This is a genomic window from Hymenobacter sp. 5317J-9 (genome assembly GCF_022921075.1).
Taxonomy (GTDB): Bacteria; Bacteroidota; Bacteroidia; order Cytophagales; family Hymenobacteraceae; genus Hymenobacter.
This window is the reverse complement of record NZ_CP095050.1, coordinates 320,489-338,276: the sequence shown is the minus strand read 5'-3', so window position 1 is coordinate 338,276 and position 17,788 is coordinate 320,489. Positions and strand designations below refer to the sequence as shown.

General features: G+C 65.1%; 15 protein-coding genes. 11 read left to right on the top strand and 4 right to left on the bottom strand.

What is annotated here, in order from left to right:
• Window positions 1–5 precede the first annotated feature (5 nt).
• The 4 genes from MUN81_RS01425 to MUN81_RS01410 all read left to right on the top strand — a co-directional run bounded on the left by MUN81_RS01425 (window position 6) and on the right by MUN81_RS01410 (window position 4,016).
• Complete coding sequence (locus tag MUN81_RS01425) at window positions 6–1,337, top strand: hypothetical protein (protein ID WP_245114624.1); 1,332 nt, start codon at window positions 6–8, stop codon at window positions 1,335–1,337.
• A gap of 36 nt (window positions 1,338–1,373) precedes the next feature.
• Window positions 1,374–2,633 carry a kynureninase gene (gene kynU, locus MUN81_RS01420; RefSeq protein ID WP_245114623.1) on the top strand — a complete coding sequence of 420 codons (1,260 nt, stop codon included), beginning with the start codon at window positions 1,374–1,376 and terminating at the stop codon, window positions 2,631–2,633.
• 84 nt (window positions 2,634–2,717) lie between these two features.
• Window positions 2,718–3,389: a hypothetical protein gene (locus tag MUN81_RS01415; RefSeq protein ID WP_245114622.1), complete on the top strand. Its 672-nt coding sequence runs from the start codon at window positions 2,718–2,720 to the stop codon at window positions 3,387–3,389.
• Between the two features lie 33 nt (window positions 3,390–3,422).
• Entirely contained in the window at window positions 3,423–4,016 is a 594-nt protein-coding gene (locus MUN81_RS01410; protein WP_245114621.1) for an alpha-ketoglutarate-dependent dioxygenase AlkB, read from the top strand.
• Window positions 4,017–4,273: 257 nt separating this feature from the next.
• Here the strand turns inward: MUN81_RS01410 and MUN81_RS01405 are convergent, their stop codons facing one another.
• Complete coding sequence (locus MUN81_RS01405) at window positions 4,274–4,423, bottom strand: hypothetical protein (protein ID WP_245114620.1); 150 nt, start codon at window positions 4,421–4,423, stop codon at window positions 4,274–4,276.
• 316 nt (window positions 4,424–4,739) lie between these two features.
• On the opposite strand from MUN81_RS01405, the gene MUN81_RS01400 reads away from it, so the two are divergent.
• Window positions 4,740–6,116 (top strand): NAD(P)/FAD-dependent oxidoreductase, encoded by a 1,377-nt coding sequence (locus MUN81_RS01400; RefSeq protein ID WP_245114619.1) that lies wholly within the window; start codon window positions 4,740–4,742, stop codon window positions 6,114–6,116.
• A gap of 3 nt (window positions 6,117–6,119) precedes the next feature.
• On the opposite strand, the gene MUN81_RS01395 is transcribed toward MUN81_RS01400, so the two are convergent.
• Window positions 6,120–6,446, bottom strand: coding sequence for a hypothetical protein (locus tag MUN81_RS01395; RefSeq protein WP_245114618.1), 327 nt, complete (start codon window positions 6,444–6,446; stop codon window positions 6,120–6,122).
• A gap of 298 nt (window positions 6,447–6,744) precedes the next feature.
• On the opposite strand from MUN81_RS01395, the gene MUN81_RS01390 reads away from it, so the two are divergent.
• Window positions 6,745–7,455, top strand: coding sequence for a LytTR family DNA-binding domain-containing protein (locus MUN81_RS01390; RefSeq protein WP_245114617.1), 711 nt, complete (start codon window positions 6,745–6,747; stop codon window positions 7,453–7,455).
• Here MUN81_RS01390 and MUN81_RS01385 read toward each other — a convergent pair.
• Window positions 7,452–8,072, bottom strand: a complete 621-nt coding sequence (locus MUN81_RS01385) for a hypothetical protein (RefSeq protein ID WP_245114616.1) — start codon at window positions 8,070–8,072, stop codon at window positions 7,452–7,454. The two genes, MUN81_RS01390 and MUN81_RS01385, sit on opposite strands and share 4 nt — an antisense overlap.
• Window positions 8,073–8,280: 208 nt before the next feature.
• Here MUN81_RS01385 and MUN81_RS01380 point away from each other — a divergent pair, with 208 nt between their 5' ends.
• The 5 genes from MUN81_RS01380 to MUN81_RS01360 all read left to right on the top strand — a co-directional run bounded on the left by MUN81_RS01380 (window position 8,281) and on the right by MUN81_RS01360 (window position 16,700).
• Window positions 8,281–9,036, top strand: coding sequence for a hypothetical protein (locus MUN81_RS01380; RefSeq protein WP_245114615.1), 756 nt, complete (start codon window positions 8,281–8,283; stop codon window positions 9,034–9,036).
• 52 nt (window positions 9,037–9,088) lie between these two features.
• The gene (locus MUN81_RS01375) at window positions 9,089–11,857 is read left to right on the top strand and encodes a TonB-dependent receptor (protein WP_245114614.1); all 2,769 of its coding nucleotides are present in this window, start codon (window positions 9,089–9,091) and stop codon (window positions 11,855–11,857) included.
• 1 nt (window position 11,858) lies between these two features.
• Window positions 11,859–13,010, top strand: coding sequence for a DUF4249 domain-containing protein (locus MUN81_RS01370; RefSeq protein ID WP_245114613.1), 1,152 nt, complete (start codon window positions 11,859–11,861; stop codon window positions 13,008–13,010).
• Between the two features lie 63 nt (window positions 13,011–13,073).
• A complete protein-coding gene (locus MUN81_RS01365) occupies window positions 13,074–14,225 on the top strand; it encodes a DUF4249 domain-containing protein (protein WP_245114612.1) in 1,152 nt (383 codons plus the stop codon).
• Window positions 14,226–14,270: 45 nt separating this feature from the next.
• Window positions 14,271–16,700 carry an MG2 domain-containing protein gene (locus tag MUN81_RS01360; RefSeq protein WP_245114611.1) on the top strand — a complete coding sequence of 810 codons (2,430 nt, stop codon included), beginning with the start codon at window positions 14,271–14,273 and terminating at the stop codon, window positions 16,698–16,700.
• Window positions 16,701–16,804: 104 nt separating this feature from the next.
• Here MUN81_RS01360 and MUN81_RS01355 read toward each other — a convergent pair whose 3' ends face one another.
• Window positions 16,805–17,719 carry a T9SS type A sorting domain-containing protein gene (locus MUN81_RS01355; RefSeq protein ID WP_245114610.1) on the bottom strand — a complete coding sequence of 305 codons (915 nt, stop codon included), beginning with the start codon at window positions 17,717–17,719 and terminating at the stop codon, window positions 16,805–16,807.
• Window positions 17,720–17,788 lie beyond the last annotated feature (69 nt).

Sequence of the window (17,788 nt, the reverse complement as noted above, 5' to 3'; positions counted from 1 at the left end):
ATTCCATGCTTTTTGCTTCTTCTCTGTCGGTGCTGACGCAGCTGGGCCGGTTAAGCCGGCGCGCCGTTTTGAGCGCCTGGAACAGCCCCGTGGGCCCGGTGCTGCTTCACCTGCTGCTGGTGGCCGCGCTGGTTTCCACATTGTATTGCTTCGGCATCATCCATATCCTGCCCTCGGATGAAAACCTCATCGTGTGGGATGCCATGTGGTATCAGCAAATTGCGCGGGAGGGCTACTCGTATTCGGAGGTGCGCACCAGCTCGGCGGCGTTCTTTCCGCTGTTTCCCTATTTCTGGCGGCTCACGCACCTGGGCCCGCTGGGCATGGCCTTGCTCAACGCCGGCATCTTCAACGCCGCCTTTGCCTGGCTGGGGCACCAGTTGCGGCTATCGCGCCGGTGGCAGCTGCTGGCGCTGTCCACGCCCATGCTCATGTTCATGTGGCTGCCCTACACCGAGGCCTTGTTTTTCCTGTTCAGCAGCATCATGCTGGCGGGGCTGCACCGCAACCGGCTGGACTGGACGCTGGTGGGCATGTTCGGGGCCGGGCTCACGCGCTCGGCCAGCTCGCTGTTTACGCCCGCGCTGGTGCTCACGGTGTTTGTGCTGGCCGTGGCAGGCGAAACCCGGCGGGCCCGCCGGCTGGGCATTGGGGGCGTGCTCACGCTCGTGGCCTCCGTGGCCATTGTGGCCGTCATGCAAAAAGTCCAAACCGGCGAGCCCTTCGGCTTCATCAAAGCCCACAAGCACTGGAGCCATGTGCTGAGCTGGCCGCTGTGGCCGTTGCACGCCACCACGGGCATCAATATGCTCTGGCTGGAAGCCCTGGCCATGGCGGTGGGCATTGCGGCCGCGGGCCTGTGCCTGGGGCTGGTCATCCGGGCCAAACGCCGATGGGCGCAGCGCCTCAGCCTTACCTACCCTTCGGCAGCCGTGGTATTTTCGCTGGCTTATGCGGTGTGCGCGCTGCTGTTCGTGGTTTTCTTTCAGAAGGGCAACGTGGCCAACCTGGCGCGCTACATACTGGCCACGCCTTTCCTGGTGGTTTTGTTTTGGCAGGTGAGCCAATTGCCGGCCTGGCCGGCGCGGTACTACGCGGCCGTGGCGGCGGGCCTGGGCCTGGTGTGGCCCATTTTCGGTGCCTACACGCGTTTTCCGGCCTTCAGCCTGGCACAAACGCTGTGGTACTTCGGCCTGACCACGGCCTACGCCCTGGCGTACCTGGGGTGGCGCCAGTGGCGCTACGGCCGCGAAATGGTGATGCTGCTCTACTTCTTCAACCTGATTGTGCAGCTGCACCTGCTCGAAAGCATTTTGCAGTATTACCTGGTTGAATAATTTATACCTGACGCTTTGGCCCCAAACGGCTACCCCATGACTGATTTCCGCACCCTCGACGCTGCCGACCCGCTGGCATCCTTCCGCCAGGAGTTCCACATCCCGCCCGGACCCGACGGCCGGCCCTGCGCCTACTTCTGCGGCAACTCGCTGGGCCTGCAGCCCAAAGCGGCCCGCGCCGCCGTAGAGCAGGAGTTCGACGCCTGGGAGCGGCTGGGCGTGGAAGGGCATTTCCACGGCGTGTCGCCCTGGATGCATTACCACGAAACTCTTACCGAGGCCTCGGCCCGCTTGGTGGGCGCCCGGCCCATTGAGGTGGTGGTGATGAACAACCTCACCGTGAACCTGCACCTGCTGCTGGTGTCGTTTTACCGCCCCACGGCCACGCGCTACAAGATTTTGATGGAAGGCGGCGCCTTTCCCTCCGACCAGTACGCCATCGAAAGCCAGGCCCGCTTGCATGGCCTGGAACCCGACGACGCCATTGTGGAGCTGGTGCCGCGCCCCGGCGAGCACACCCTGCGCACCGAAGATATCGAAGCCACCATCGCCGAGCTGGGCGACTCGCTGGCCACCGTCCTTATCGGCGGCGTCAACTACTACACGGGGCAGGCTTTCGACATGGCCGCCATTGCCCGCGCCGGCCACGCCGTGGGCGCCTACGTGGGCTTCGACCTGGCCCACGCCGCCGGCAACCTCGACCTGCGCCTGCACGACTGGGACGTCGATTTTGCCTGCTGGTGCACCTATAAGTATCTCAATTCCGGCCCCGGCGGCACGTCGGGCGTGTTTGTGCACGAGCGGTTTGCCCAGCGGCCCGACCTCGTGCGCCTGGCCGGCTGGTGGGGGCACGACCCTTCCGACCGGTTTCAGATGAAGAAGGGCTTCCGGCCCATGGCCGGCGCGGCCGGCTGGCAGCTGTCTAATGCCCAGATTTTTCCCATGGCCATTCACCGGGCCAGCCTCGCCCTCGTGGACCGCGCCGGGGGCATGCCCGCCCTGCGCGCCAAGAGCGAGCAGCTCACGGCCCGCCTCGAAGCGCTGATACGCGGACTTAACCTGCCGGCTTCGGCCCTGGAAATCATCACCCCCGCCGACCCGGCCCAGCGCGGCTGCCAGCTCTCGGTGCTGGTGCACCAGCGCGGGCGCGAGTTGTTCGACTACCTGGCCAACCAGGGCATCATCGCCGACTGGCGCGAGCCCAATGTCATCCGGCTGGCACCCGTGCCGCTCTATAATTCGTTTGAGGACGTAGACCGGGTGGGCGAAGCGCTGACGCGCTTCTTCAGTGAATAGTTAGTACTAACGGCTGCCTTCGCACGCGTCCACCAGCCATTTGCTCACTACCAACTGTTCACCGTTAACTGCTAACAAAAAAAGATGGAAGATTACGCCGCCAAGATGCTGCTCAAGACCGATGCGGCCCTGCGGGAATACGTGACCGGCCATATCCAGTACCGCGAGGCCGCCGTGCTCGCCGCCCTCGACGAGCTGCGCCGCCGCGGCCAGCCCGCCCCCGAAGAAGCCGAGCTACGCCCCGGCCTGGAAATGGCCGCCGCCGAGCAACGCAAAACCGAAGAAGCCGCCGAAGCCGCCCGTCGTGCCGCCAGCACCATGGACACGACCGAAGCCACGGCCGGCCCGACGCTGTATTCGCCGGTGTCCATTGTGCTGTTTTCGTTGTTCTTCACCATGATAATGGGCGGCGTGCTCATGTGCCTGAACCTGGTTCGGCTGGGCAAGAAGGGGGCAGCCCTGGGGCTGGCGCTGTTTGTGGTGGCCTACCTGTACGTGGGCAGCCTGCTGCTGGGCCCGCTGATGACATCGCTGGGCATCAGCCCCATACTAGGCGGCCTGCTGTTCAACGTGCCGGCCGCGCTGCTGTATGGGCTGTGGGTGTGGCCGCGCTACGTGGGCGCCATCAGCTACCGCAGCCGCAGCATCCTCGTGCCCGTGCTTGTTTACTTTCTCTTCGCCTGGGGCGTGCTGAAGGTGATTCCCTACCTGCCCAAAGCCGAACGCCAGAAGCTGGAGCGCATGATGCAGAAGTAGCCCCGGCGCCGGCCGCTGAACATCCCCCTCGCCATGCCCCTGCTGCCGCTTGCCCTTCCCCAGGCCGACCTGCTTTTCGACCCCGATTTCCTGCCGACGGCGGAAGCCGATGCGCTCCTGGCCCGGCTCACCGCCGAGGTGGCCTGGGAGCAGCGCAGCATCCGGCTGTTTGGGCAGGAGTTTCCGCAGCCGCGCCTCACCGCCTGGTACGGCGACCCGGAGGCCCGCTACACGTATTCCGGCCTGGCCTGGGAACCCCGGCCCTGGACGCCTGCGCTGCTGGCCCTGCGCCAGCGCGTGGCGGCCGCCTGTGCCGCCCCCTTCAACAGCGTGCTGCTGAACCTGTACCGCGACGGCCGCGACAGCATGGGCTGGCACGCCGACGACGAGCCCGAGCTGGGCCCCGCGCCGGTTATTGCCTCGCTCAGCCTGGGCGCCCCGCGCCGGTTCCGGCTGCGGCCGCGGGCGGGGCTGGCGCATGCTCCGTTGTCGCTCGACCTAGTCAATGGCAGCCTGCTGCTCATGCGCGGCGCTACGCAACAGAACTGGCAGCACACGCTGCCCAAAACCACCCGGCCGCTGGGCCCACGCCTCAATCTCACGTTTCGGTGGGTAACTGGTAATTGATGTGTTAGTATAAGATATCGGGGTGCCCGCACAGCTCTTCGCAAGTGCCATGGCCTACTTCGTAATCGCCGACCCGGAAGCTGGGCAAAGGGCTGGCCGCAGGCGCCGCAACGGGCAGAGCAGGGGCCGCCGCGGAGGGCTGAGGTTCGGATTCGCTAGCGGAGGGTTGGGCAGGTGCGCTGGCGTTGACCGGCCGGCGCGAATAAGGCTTTCGCGGCATTTGTCTGTTTCACAGTAGTGTAAGAATAACAATCGAATTAGTAACGGATGTCGGGATGGCCTTGCAGCTGGGGGTCGCCGTCTTCGCCCACCACAAAGCCGCCCACGCGCAACGCCATAGCAGCCGGCCGGAGCACCTCCGGCTGGGACCAGCCGCGACGCCAGGCGGCAGCGCTGGGGCGACGCAAAGCGGGCAACGCCAAAACTTGCTGTCCGGCAGCGGCGGCCTGGCGAGAGGCCCGCAAGCGCCAACGCAGATACCGTGAACATTTGTGACGAAAGCGAAAACGAGTCATAGCCAATGGTGTTTTTTTCATACTTCGTCAAAGGTCCGGTGGGGGTTGCCTTGTCCAGAAATTATACGACCAACCATATAAATAGCCCGATGAGTACAACTTCCTCCGCGGCGGAGTTTTCACACTTCCGGGCCGAAGCCCTGCCGGGGTAGTAGTTTCGCTTCCCACCCGCCCAACCGGGCTTTCCCACATCCTCTTCCCTGCTTTTATGGCCACTGTTTCGCCTGTTTTGCCTGCTTCCGAGCCGCTCACCGTGATGGGCGCCGGCCTAGTGGGCTCGTTGCTGTCGTTGTATCTGGCCCGCCGAGGCCATTCGGTGCAGGTATTTGAGCGCCGGGCCGACCCGCGCCGGGCGGGCTTTCAGGAAGGGCGCTCCATCAACCTGGCCCTGTCGGACCGGGGCTGGCGCGCCCTGGAGGGCGTGGGCGTGGCCGACGATATTCGCCAGGTGGGCATTCCGATGACCGAGCGCGTGATGCACGACGTGCAGGGCCACCTCACCCGCCAGCCCTACGGCAAGGACGGTCAGGCCATTTACTCCGTCAACCGCGGCCACCTCAACCGCCGCCTGCTCGACCTGGCCGAAGCGCAGCCCGCTGTGCGCCTGCAGTTTGGCCAGCAGTGCCTAGGCATCGACCTCAAAAAGCAGGAGCTGCACCTGCTCGACACGGCCACCCGGCAGGAGCACACTGAAAAATACACCCGGCTCTTTGGCACCGACGGGGCCTTCTCGGCCGTGCGCGGGGCCCTGCAAAAAACCGACCGCTACGACTACTCGCAGGACTACCTGGAGTACGGCTACAAAGAGCTGACCATTGAGGCCGGCCCCGACGGCACGTGGCAACTGGATAAAAACGCCCTGCACATCTGGCCGCGCGGGCAATACCTCATGATTGCGCTGCCCAACCTCGACGGCTCATTCAACGGCACGCTGTTTTTCCCTTACGAAGGGGCCGAAAGCTTTGCCGCGCTGCAAACTCCGGCCGACGTGGAGGCCTTCTTCGGCCGCGTGTTTCCCGACGCCGTGCCGCTGATGCCCAACCTGACGGAGGAGTTTTTTGCCCACCCCACGGGCTCGCTGGTCACCATTCGCTGCTTTCCGTGGAAATACGATGACGACGTGCTTCTGCTCGGCGATGCGTCGCACGCCATTGTGCCGTTTTACGGGCAGGGCATGAACGCGGGGTTTGAGGATTGCAGCGTGCTCAACGAGCTGCTCGACCAGTACGGCGACGCCGCCTGGCCCACCATTTTTGCCGAATTCCAAACCCAGCGCAAGCCCAACACCGACGCCATGGCCGACCTGGCCGTGTACAACTTTGTGGAGATGCGCGACCGGGTGGCCGACCCGCGCTTCCTGCTCCAAAAGAAAATCGAAGCCAAAATCTCGGCCCAGTTCCCGGGCCGCTGGACGCCGCTCTACTCGCAGGTCACGTTCTCGCACACGCCCTATGCCGAGGCCTGGGCCGCCGGCCAGCGCCAGGACGCCATCATGGCCCGGCTGATGCCGCACATTCAGGCCGAAGCCGATTTTGACCGGCCCGAGGTGCAGGCACTGGTGGCGCAGGAAATGGCCGCGCAGTAACGGCTACCGCAGCGCCAGCTCGGTGCCGTCGAGGGCCTGCGGGGTGCCGGCCAGCTGCTGGCACAGTGCCACGTAGGCTTGCAGCTGCCGGGCATCGAGCAGGCAGCCCACGGATTGGCGGTATTCCTGCCGGGCAAGGGCAACGTCTTCGCACGTCAGGGCCAGCAGCAGGGCCGCGCGCTGGGCTTGGGTGCTCAGCGCCAGGGCGTGCCGCTGAGCCGGGTTCAGGACCAGGGCATCGGCCAGGAATGCGGTGATGCGGCCGGCGGCCCGGGCCTGCTGCGCAAGGCCGGGCACGGCGGTTTCGTTGCGGGCCTCCGTTTGCGCCACGGTCAGCGGTTTGGGCCGGCGGGCAACTTGAGTGGTTAATGGGCTTGCTATCAGCAACAAAACAGGTAGCAGGCGTTGGTTCAGCAGCATCATTCGGTAAAAAGGCAACGGGAGCATGATAACCAGCGGGCTCATTCTGTGTTATTTGCGGTCATCAAAGCTATAAGTGGCTCTTTCGGGGCGTTCTGGCCGATGGACGACCGTCGGCTTTCCCTCTGCGAGTGGTTACTTTATACCGGCGAATGCCCAGGTTTCGGGCGCTTCGCTTTTGCCCGCTACCCTCTCCCTTTCCCCGCCTATGTTAACATGCGCCATCATCGATGACGACGAGATTAACCGTCTGACTCTGGAACACTACGTCGAGCTCACGCCCGACCTTAAGCTCGTCGCCTCGCTCGCCGATGGCATTGCCGGACTCACGTTTTTCCGCGAAGGCGGCAAAGTCGACGTGCTTTTTCTCGACATCGAGATGCCCCACCTCAGCGGCCTGGAACTGCTGCGCGTGCTCACCGACCCGCCCGAAGTCATCATCACCACGGCCCGCCAGGACTTTGCCGTCGACGCCTTTGAGCTCCGGGTGACGGACTACCTGGTGAAGCCGTTCGAATTTGCCCGCTTCACGCAGGCCGTGCAGCGCGTGCAGGCCCGGCGCAGCAGCCCGGCGGCCCCGGCCGCCGCCGAAGCGCCTTCCAACGCCGACCTGTTTGTGAAAGTGAACAGCCGCATGGTGCGCATCAACTTCGATGAGGTGCTGTACGTGGAAGCACTGTCCGATTACGTCAACATCGTGACATCCAAGCACAAGTACATTGTGTACACCACCCTGAAAGCCCTGGAAACGCGGCTCAGCGCTTTCCCCAATTTCATTCGGGTGCACCGCAGCTATTTGCTGAATACGCAGCAGATTGAGTCCATCGAAGACAACACGGCCAACCTGCGCGGCGGCCACTTCGTGCCCATCGGCAAGTCGTACCAGGAAGCATTCTACAAAGGCCTGCAGCGGATTTAAACGTCCTCGCCTTCCTCGGGGCGGGGCACCTGCTGGTACGCGGGCAGCGCGTAAAACGGCCGCAGCAGGCGCACCACGTCGAGGGCGTCGGCCAGGGCCTCGTGGGCCACTTCCCGGTCGGGGAAGCGGGCGCGGGCCTTGCAGATGCTCATGCTGGGCAGGCGGCTGTCTTTGTGCCAGTTGAGGTAGAACACGGCCGGGTCGAGCATGGCGGGCTCGGCGCGCACGAGCGCGCCGTAGCCGGGCAGCACTTTGAGAAAGCCCAGGTCGAACACACCGATGTTTTTGCCGGCCATGGTCACGCTCACGCAGTCCCTGGCGTCGGGCCGGAAGCCGTGGGCCAGCAGAAATTCGCGCAGCTGGGGCAGCAGTTCCTCGGGCGTGCAGAGCTCGGGATTGGGGCTTTTTTTGGCCAGCTCCTGCAGCAGGCGGGCATTGAGGGCCAGGGCGCCGGCGGTGCCCACGTACTCGGGGTGGCGCACCACCCGCCGAAACGCGGGCAATTCGGCCAGGGGCAGCGGCCGGCGGCTGTCTTCGATGACGGCGGCCAGTTCCAGCACCTGGTGCCGCTGGGGGTTGGAGCCGGAGGTTTCGAGGTCGAGGGAAACGTAGCGCATGGAGATTGTGTACGGGCGGGCGCCGAAAGCTGCTAATGTGCGGCGCGGCGACGTATCTTTCGACACGTTGGCTATCACCCTGGCCGGCTTGGCGTTCCCGCTTCTACCGTTGCTGTTGGGCTGCAGTTGCAACTTCCACCGGTTTCCTGCGTCGGGTTTGGCAGGCCGTTGCGGTGGAACGGCCGCGTCCGGCATCCTTCCTTTCCCCATGAAAACATTCCGCACCGCGTGGCCGCTGCTGGCCACCTGCTGGCTGGCGTGGCCCGCCTGCGGCCAGACGGCCGCCCCCGCGCCCGACCCAGCGGCCGGGGCCGTGGCCCTGGCCCGGCAGCAATACAACGCCTCCTTCGGGCGCCACCCGCAGCTCTACAACGGGCCCGAATACGTGGACTACGCCAAGCGCTACAACAGCCGCATCGGGCACCAGTACTTTTTGGCGCCCGACAAGCTGCCCGGCGGCGTGCACTACAACGGCCACTACTTTGCCAACCTGCAGCTGGCCTACGACGTGGTGCGCGACCAGGTGGTGCTACAGCTGCCCACCAACCCGCTCACGCTGCGGCTGGCCAGCGAGCAGGTGCGCTACTTCTACCTCAACGACCACCGCTTTGTGCGGCTGCTGGCCGACAGCAGCGCGGGCGGCGTCATCCAGACGGGCTTCTACGAAGTGCTGGCCGACAACAAGGTGCAGGTGCTGGCCAAGCGCGCCAAGCGCCTGAGCGAGCAGCTGAGCCAGCGGACCATCAACGCGGAGTTTGTGCCCATCGACCGGTATTTCCTGCGGAAAGCGGGCACCTATTATGCCATTACCGGTAAGTCGGGCGTTGTGCGCCTGCTGGCCGACCACGGCAAGGAGGTGCAGCAGTTCATCCGGGACAAAGACTTAAAATTCAACAAAGAGCAGCTGGGTCCGTCGCTGACGCAGGTGGCGTTGTACTACGGCAGCTTGCCCACGCCTCAATAGCCCTGGCCGAAGTTGCCGCAGGTTGAGGCATTCGTTCTTCTATCGTCTTCTTATGAAGCAAACCTATTCAATTGTGTTGCTGCTGCTGGCGTTGCTGGGGCTGCCGGTGGCGGCCAGCTACGCGCAGCAGCCCGAAAAAACCATCAGCGGCAATTTTGAGCGGGTGCCGTTTGCGCAGTTCGCCAGTCAGGTGGAAGCCCAGACCGACTTTCGGTTCTACTTCGACCCCAAGTCGGTAGACAGCCTGTTTGTGACGGCGCGCGTGCAGAACCAGCCGCTGCGGGCCGTGCTCTACCAAGCCCTGCAGGCCACCAACTTCCGCTTTGCCGTGGATGCCCAGAACCGGGTGTTCATCTCGGCGCGTCTGGGAATTAACCCCGAATTGCCGGCCGATTTTTTTAAGCCCCAGGGGACCGGGGCCGCGGTGGCGGAGGAGGAAGACGACGAGCCCGTGGTGGCCGGCCGCTCGCACCTGGTGAGCGCGGCCGAGTTCAAGGTGTACGAAATTGGGCTGGGCGGCACCAGCGGGCAGGCCACGCTGGCCGGCCACATCCGCGACAGCAAGACCGGCGAGCCGGTGGTGGGCGCGTCCATCTACTCCGAGCAGCCCAACATCGGGGCCAGCACCGACCAGTTTGGGTTCTATTCCCTCACGCTGCCCGTGGGGCGCTACAACCTGAAAATCCGGGGCGTGGGCATCAAAAACACCAAGCGGCAAGTGGTGCTGCGCGGCAACGGCAAGCTGGAGATTGAGGTGGAGGAAGACATTGTGGCCCTGAAAGAAGTGGTGGTGGAAGCCGAGAAAGACAAAAACGTGTCGAGCCTGCAAATGGGCGTCGAGAAGCTCGACATCAAGACCATGCGGCAGGTGCCCACGGCCTTCGGCGAAACCGACATTCTGCGCGTGCTGATGACGCTGCCGGGCGTGAAAACGGTGGGCGAGGGCAGCACCGGCCTCAACGTGCGCGGCGGCGCGACGGACCAGAACCTGATTCTGTTCAACGACGCGCCCATCTACAACCCCTCGCACTTGTTCGGCTTTTTCTCAGCCTTCAACCCCGACGTGCTGCAGAGCGTGGAGCTGTACAAAAGCGCCATTCCGGCCAAGTACGGCGGGCGCCTGTCGTCGGTGCTGGAAATCACCACCCGCGAGGGCAACAAGAAAAAGCTGTCGGGCTCGGGCGGCATCGGGCCGCTCACCAGCCGCGTGACGCTGGAAGGGCCGCTGCTGAAAGACCGCAGCTCGTTCATCGTGAGCGGGCGGGCCAGCTACTCCGACTGGCTGCTGAAGCAGCTGCCGAACAAGCAGTTTTCGCAGAGCGCGGCTTCGTTCTACGACGTGACGGCCCACCTCAGCCACGAGTTCAACGAGAAAAACTCGGTGTACGCCACCGGCTATTTTAGCACCGACCGGTTTCGGCTGGCCAACGACACCACTTACCACTACGTGAACCAGACGGCCACCCTGAAGTGGCGCCACAACTTCACCAACCAGTTCTACGGCGTGCTTACGGGCACCTACAGCCACTACGCCTACGACGTGACGAGCACCAACGACCTCTTCACGGCCTCGCAGCTGAAGTACGCCATCAACCAGACCAACGTGCGGGCCGACTTCAGCTACTACCCCAACTCGCGGCACACCATCGATTTCGGCGCCAGCTCGCAGCTCTACGACGTGGACCCCGGCAGCCTGCTGCCCCAGGGCGACTCCTCGCGGGTGAAGCCGCTGGTGCTGGCCAAGGAAAAAGGCCTGGAAAGCGCCCTGTACGTGTCGGACCGGTGGGACGTAACGGCCCGCTTTTCGGTATCGGTGGGGCTGCGCTACTCGCTGTTTCAGGCGCTGGGGCCGCGCGACGTGTACCGGTACGCGCCGGGCGAGTCGCGCTCCGAAGCCTCCATTACCGACACCGCGCGCTACGCCAACAACAAGGTGCTGGCCACCTACCACGGCCCGGAATACCGGCTGTCGGCGCGCTACTCGCTCAGCGACAACTCGTCGGTGAAGGCCAGCTACACCCGCACCCGCCAGTACATTCACCAGCTCACCAACACGGCCTCGGTGTCGCCGACCGACATCTGGAAGCTGAGCGACGCCAACATTCGCCCGCAGATTGGCGACCAGGTGTCGGTGGGTTACTACCGGAATTTCAAGGGCAATACCATTGAGGCGTCGGTGGAAACGTACTACAAGTCGCTGCGCGATTTTGTGGACTACAAGAGCGGCGCCACGCTGGTGCTCAACCCCCACATCGAAACCGACATCATCAACGCCCAGGGCAAGGCCTATGGCGTGGAGGTGTTTGTGAAGAAGCTCACCGGCAAGCTCAACGGCTGGGTGAGCTACACCTACTCGCGCTCCCTGGTGCAAGTGAACACGGCCGTGACTTCTGACATGATAAACGGCGGCAATTACTACCCCAGCAACTTCGACAAGCCCCACGACGTGACGCTGGTGGGCAACTACCGCCTGAGCCGGCGCTTCAGCACCTCGCTGAACTTCAACTACAGCACGGGCCGGCCCATTACGCTGCCGCTAGCCAAGTACTACATCAACAACGCCCTGCGCGTGTACTACTCCGACCGCAACGCCTACCGCGTGCCCGACTACTACCGCGTGGACCTGGCCCTGAACATCGAAGGCAGCCACAAGGTGAAGAAGCTGGCCCACAGCTCCTGGACGGTGGGCGTGTACAACCTCACCGGCCGGCGCAACCCGTACTCCATCTACTTCCGGTCGTCGGGCGGGCAAATCAAGGGGTACCAGCTGTCCATTTTCGGCGCGCCCATCCCCACCATCACCTACAACTTCAAGTTCTGATATGAAGCCTTCCCATTTCGTTCGCCTGGCCCTGCTGTGGGGGGTGTGGCTGCTGGGCGGCTGCACCGACCCGTACCTGCCGGAGGCCGTGCAGAATCCGCCCAGCTACCTGGTGGTCGACGGCTTCGTCAACAGCCGGGGCGTGAGCACCGTGCGGCTCTCGCGCACCTACGCCATCGGCGCCAAGACGACCCCGCCGGTGGAAACCAAGGCCACGGTGTTTGTGGAAGAAGAGGGCGGCCCGCGCTACCCGCTCACCGAAAGCCCGGGCGGCACCTACACCTCGGCCAGCCGCACCCTGAACCCGGCCCGCCGGTACCGGCTCACCATTCGCACCCAAAGCGGCCAGGACTACGCCTCCGGCTTCGAAGCCGTGCGCAACACCCCGCGCATCGACGACTTCTCGTGGCGCGCCGCCTCCGATGGACTCCAGCTACTCATCAGCACCCACGACGCGGCCAATGCCACGCGCTTCTACCGCTGGGAATACGAGGAAACCTGGGAAAGCATCCCCGTGCTCATTCCGACCCTGGAGTACCGCAACCTGGACCCTCAGCCGCCGGGTGGCCTCTATCCTATTAGCGCCAGCGGGCGGTTTCCGCTTATTTGCTGGGGCAACGAGAAGTCGACCGACATCAAGCTGGTGAACACCACGCGCCTGACCCAGGATGTCGTATCCAACTACGTGGTGCGTGAGCTGCCAACGACCAGCAGCCGGCTGCGCCACCTCTACAGCATTCTGGTCACCCAGTCGGCCCAGTCCGAGGCCGAGTACCGCTACTGGGAGCTGCTGAAAAAGAACACCGAAAACATCGGCACCCTCTTCGACCCCCAGCCCGTGCAGCTCATCGGCAACGTGCGCTGCCTCACCGACGAGAAGGCCCTGGCCCTGGGCTTCGTGGGCGTGCACTCCGTGGAGCAGCAGCGCCTCTTCATCAGGTATGCCGACCTGCCCAACGACTGGCGCATTTCCAGCGGCTACGACAATTGCGTGCCCGACACCATAAAAAAGCCGGAGCAATACCAAGCTGTTTTTGGCGGGCCCCAAAACGTGCCGCTGGCCTACGGCAGCGGCGGCGTGCTCAGCATCGACCGGGGCTGCGTGGACTGCCGCCTCTACGGCACCACCGTGAAACCCTCGTTCTGGCCATAACGGCGAATAGCTCTTCCCGCTACCCCAACTCTTTCGGCCACCGCCTGCAACTTGCCCTCTTACATGCGCGCCTCCTTCCTTTCTATCCCGTTTGCCGTGCTATTAGGCCTGGTTCTGCTGGGCGGGTGCACCGACCCGTATTTGCCGGAGGCCATCCAGAACCCGCCGAGCTACCTGGTGGTCGACGGCTTCGTCAACAGCAAGGGCGCCACCGCCGTGCGGCTGTCGCGCACCTACGCCATCGGGGCCAAGACGGCCCCGCCGGTGGAAACCAAGGCCACGGTCTTCGTCGAGGAAGAGGGCGGCGCGCGCTACCCGCTCGCCGAAAGCCCCGCCGGCACCTATACATCGCCCATTCGCACCCTCAACCCCGCCCGCAAGTATCGCCTGCGCATCAACACGGCGGATGGCCAGCAGTACGCGTCCGGCTTTGAAGCCGTCAACACCACCCCGCGCATCGACGACTTCTCCTGGCGGGCCACGCCCGAAGGCCTTAAGCTCCTCATCAGCACCCACAACAATGACCCGGCCGCCACGCGCTTCTACCGCTGGGACTACGAGGAAACCTGGGAGAGCATTCCCGTGCTCATTCCCTCCTTGGAATACCGCAACCTCGACCCCATGCCCCCGGGCGGCCTGTTTCCCATCACGACGCGGTTTCCGCTTATTTGCTGGGGCAATGAAAAGTCGACCGACATCAAGCTCGTCAACACCACGCGCCTGAGCCAGAACGCCGTGCGCGACTACGTGGTGCGTGAGCTGCCGACCACCAGCAGCCGCTTGCGCCACCTCTACAGCATTCTGGTCACCCAGTCGGCCCAGTCCGAGGCCGAGTACCGCTACTGGGAGCTGCTGAAGAAAAACACCGAAAACATCGGCACCCTCTTCGACCCCCAGCCCGTGCAGCTGGCCGGCAACGTGCGCTGCCTCACCGACGAGAAGGACCTGGCCCTGGGCTTCGTGGGCGTGCACTCCGTGGAGCAGCAGCGCCTCTTCATTCGCTACCTCGACTTACCCAACGACTGGCGCATTTCCAGCGGCTACGACAATTGCGTGCCCGACACCATCAGAGACCCTAGGCTGTATATCGCCTATTTCGGCGGCCCCTACAACGTGCCCCTGGCCTATGGTGGCGGCGGCGTGCTGGGCGTGGACCGCCGGTGCGTGGACTGCCGCCTCTACGGCAGCACCGTGAAACCCTCGTTCTGGCCCTAGCGCGAGCCTGAAGTGTATTACAACCTGTTTCTCCTTTCTCTTTATATGCGGTTGATTATGTGGGACTCAACTTCTATCCGGCGCGCCGCGGCGGGCCTGCTGGCGCCGGCGCTGGGGCTGCTGGCCACCGCGCCCGCCCGCGCCCAGGCCGACTCACTGGGCGGCCTCACCGGCCAACTGAGCCGGTTTGAGCAGCGCGACCCGCACGAAAAGCTCTACCTCCACCTCGACCGGCCAGTGTACCTGAGCGGCGAAACCATGTGGTTTAAGGTGTACGCCGCCGAGGGCACCCACATCCGGCCGCTCACGCTGAGCAGCGTGGCCTACGTGGAAGTGCTCGACGCCAGCCACCGCCCCGTGCTGCAAGCCAAAGTGGGCCTGAAAAACGCCGTGGGACAGGGGGCCTTTCCGTTGCCGACTTCGCTGCCCGCCGGCACCTACCAGGTGCGCGCCTACACCAGCTGGATGCAGAACTTCGGCCCCGATACCTACTTCCAAACGGCCGTAACGGTCATCAACACCGCCACGGCGTCGGGCTCCACGGGCAAGGACTCGGCGGCTTACGAGGCTCGTTTTTTTCCGGAGGGCGGCAACCTGGTGCGCGGCCTGCGCAGCCAGGTGGCAGTTAAGGTAACCGACCGGGCCGGCCGGGGCGTGCCCGCCGAGGGCCGCGTGCTCGACAGCAAGGGCCGCGTGGTGGCCACTTTTGCCACGCAGCACCGGGGCATGGGCCGCTTCGCCTTCACCCCCGCCGAAGGCCAGCAGCCCTACACGGCCGTGCTCACGCTCGGCAACGGCCGAGCCACGGCCCTCACGCGCCCGCTGCCCCGCCCCTACGACAGCGGCTACGTGCTGCGGCTGGAAGAAACCAGCCCCACCCAGCTTACCCTCACGGTGAGCGCCAGCAGCCGCCAGCCCGAAACGCTGTATCTGCTGGGCCATTCGCGGCAGCAGGTGGCGCTCACCCATCGCCTGGCCCTGGCAGATGGACAGGCGACTTATACCTTCGACAAAAGCCAGCTGCTGGAGGGCGTCTCGCACCTCACGCTGTTCACGGCCGACCGCCGGCCGGTGTGCGAGCGGCTCTACTTCCGGCCGCCGACCCGCCACCTGGCCCTGAGTGCCCGCGCCGATAAGGCGCAGTATGGGCTGCGCGAAAAAGTGCAGGTGCAGCTGGCCGCCCCCGGCCAGGCCGCGCCCGAAACCGCCAGCCTCTCGATGGCCGTGTACCAGCTCGACTCGCTCAATACCACTCGCCCGGCCTCCATCGAAGAGTACCTGTGGCTGGCCGCCGACCTGAAGGGCGACGTGGAAGATGCCGGCTATTATTTCCGTGAAACCGACCCCGCCGCCCGCGCCGCCGCCGACAACCTGATGCTGACCCAGGGCTGGAGCCGCTGGCGCTGGGAAGACGTGCTGGCGCCCAAACCGCCGGCCCTCGCCTTCCTGCCCGAGCCCTACGGCCCCGTGGTGACCGGTCAGCTCACCCAAAATGGCCGGCCCGTGGCCAGGGCCGGCGTCACGGCCTACCTGGCCTCGCCCAGCCGCCTGCTGCGCCTCACCAACGCCGAGAGCTCCGCCGACGGCCGCCTGCGCTTTGAGCTGCCCGCCCCGGTGGGCCCGCACGACATCGTGGTGCAGGCCGACCCGGAGCAGGACAGCACCAGCCGCATCGCGCTGCTCGACCCGTTCTCGACACGCTACGCCACGGCGGCGCTGCCGGCCTTCGGCCTGATGCCCGCCTTTGAGCAGGACTACGCCCGGCGGCACCTGCAGGCCCAGGTACAGCGCGTGTTCACCGACCGGTATCGGCGGTATGCGCCTGCCCAGCCGGTGGACAGCACCGCGTTTTTCGGGCGGGCCGACGAGTCGTATTTGCTCGACAAGTACACCCGCTTCAAGGTGATGGAGGAGGTGCTGCGCGAGTACGTGCCGGGCGTGGTGGTGCGCATCCGCAAAGACGGCTTCCACCTGCTGGTGACCGACCGGGCCAATAAAGTGCTGCTGGAAAAGAACCCCATGGTGCTGCTGGACGGCGTGCCGGTGTTCGACATGAACAAAGTCATGGCCATCAACCCGCTCAAGGTGCAGAAACTGGAGGTGATTGACAGCCGCTACCTGCACGGCGCGGCCATCTACAACGGCCTGATGAGCCTGACCACCTACAAAGGCGACCTGGAAGGCTACCAGCCCGACGCCCGCGCCCTGGTGCAGCAGTACGAGGGCGTGCAGCGCCAGCGCGAGTTCTACGCCCCGCGCTACGAAACCGCCGCCGAAAAAACCAGCCGCCTGCCCGACCTGCGCAACCTCCTTTACTGGAACCCCAACCTCACCTTAACCGGCGCCGAGACCAAACCCGTGGAGTTCTACACCGGCGACCAGGCCGGCCGCTTCCTCGTGGTGCTGCAAGGGCTTTCGGCCAATGGGCTTGCGGGCAGCCACAGCTTTGTTTTGGATGTGAAGCCGGCGCTGTAGGCGTGCTGCCCGGCTCGGCCCAACAGCCCCACAAGCAAAAGCCCTGACTTGGCAGCCAGGGCTTTTGCTTGCCCGAGAGCGGGTCTTCTCATACCGAACCGGCCTTAGTGCTGCACTTGCACTTGCTGGCGGCTTGGGGCCGCGCCGGCCGAGGGCACTTCCAGGTAGTAAAGGCCGTTGGGCAGGGCGCGCACGTCGAACACCACGCGGCTGCCGTGGGCGGGCGCCTGGCGCACCGGCCGGCCCTGGGCGTTGAGCAGGCGCACCGCGCCGTAGGCCCCGGCGGGCACCGGCACGGTCAGGTCGGCATCGGCCGGGTTGGGGTAGGCGGCGGTGGGCGCCTGGCGGCCGCACTCCACGCAGGGCTCGGGCTCGATGGGGCCGCCCCCGCCGCTGCAGTCGCCGTAGATGGGAATCTGCCAGCAGTAGTACTCGTCGGCGCCGCAGCGGTTCGTGATAATCAGGCACACTTGGCTGCCTTGGCTGGTGCCGATGGGCGTGAGCACCGTGAACTGATTGGCCGAGTTGGCGGGCTCGCGGCCGTCCACGTTCCAGCGGAAGTTGCTGACGGGAAAGCCATAGTAATCCAGCAGCTGGCCGTAGAGGCGCAGGTAGGTGGGCGTGTTGCACTGCACCGGCAGGTAGGAGGGCGCCCCGGGGTAGTCGGAGGGCGGGGCGCCGTTGTTATAGCCGGTGTCGGAGCCCACTTGCAGCCGCACGGGGTTGGTGGCGTAGGTGAGCGGGGCGCGGTGGAGCACGATTTTCTGGGTGGCGGGCACGCTGGCCTGGCAGCCCAGGGCCGGGTTGCCGGCCGTCACGCGCACGGTGATGTCGCCGTCGCCGAAGTTGCTGCCGGGCAGCTGCACCTGCACCCGCTGGCCCGGCCCGCTCACGGCCGGGGTGAAGCTAACGCCGGCCGGGCCACTCCACGTGAACTGCGCGCCCCCCGGCCCGGTGGCCGAAACCGACAAGGTATCGCCGTAGCAGAACAGCGGCGGGTTGCCGGTGGCCAGGGGCACGGTGAGCGTGGGCTGGGCTACCTGGTTGCTGTAACTGACAGAATAAGTGTACGGCTGCGTCGTTAAGGA